The organism is Bowmanella yangjiangensis, from assembly GCF_017255015.1.
GTDB lineage: Bacteria > Pseudomonadota > Gammaproteobacteria > Enterobacterales > Alteromonadaceae > Bowmanella > Bowmanella yangjiangensis.
This window is the reverse complement of the sequence record NZ_JAFKCS010000393.1, coordinates 1-739: the sequence shown is the minus strand read 5'-3', so window position 1 is coordinate 739 and position 739 is coordinate 1. Positions and strand designations below refer to the sequence as shown.

The 739-nt window shown below is 57.5% G+C and carries 1 protein-coding gene; it reads left to right on the top strand.

What is annotated here, in order from left to right; translation table 11 throughout:
• Positions 1-412: 412 nt before the first annotated feature.
• Positions 413-739: Fic/DOC family N-terminal domain-containing protein (locus J0A65_RS24765; protein WP_206596895.1), on the top strand; the 327-nt coding region annotated here is incomplete at its 3' end.

Here is a 739-nt window from a genome sequence, read left to right as displayed (position 1 = left end):
CCCAACTCCTGGGGTCTCTTCTCCCGCCATCGCCGCAGAGGCGGGCAGCCGACTATCCACACAGCTATCTTGTGCCTCGCTCAGGATAGCGAGTGACGCGCCAGCCTCTCGAATCTCCATGGCTTTGACCTGGCCTCCGCGCTCACGCACCAGCGGTCTCACAGTCCTTGCGCCATCACAGACAGGTGACGTTCCATGCCTGCTCAGGTGCTGCACGGCACGAGGCTCGGCAGGTTCGTGTCAGATGCCGCACTGGCTGCCTTTCCAGTTCCGCGCAGGGTCACTTTTCATTTGATATGGCCACTGATTCAAGATAGTTTCATGAGTGATTGGTCACGGAGCCCTCTGTAATCAAGGCTTTCATGGTCTTTTTTCAAGATAGTCGAGATTGTTTTTTGAGATAATCCTGCGTATGTCGCCATTTGCTCATCATGAACTCCAGCTTCTGAACCCTTCCTTCGCTTCGCCTCTGGTGGATGTGCTCAACGAGCTCGAGCACCTGCGGCGCTTGCAGCTTCAGGGCAGTACGCCGTTGCCGGTGTTCTACCAGTTGAAAGGCATCTTCCACATGCTGGAGAGCCTGGGCTCGGCTCGGATCGAGGGTAACCACACGACACTGGCGGATTACGTCGAAAGCAAGGTCGAGGGGCGGCAGCAGGAGAGCGACCAGTTGCGGGAGGTCGCGAACATCGAACGGGCGATGGAGTACATCGAGAGCTCGATGAGCCCCGGAGATACG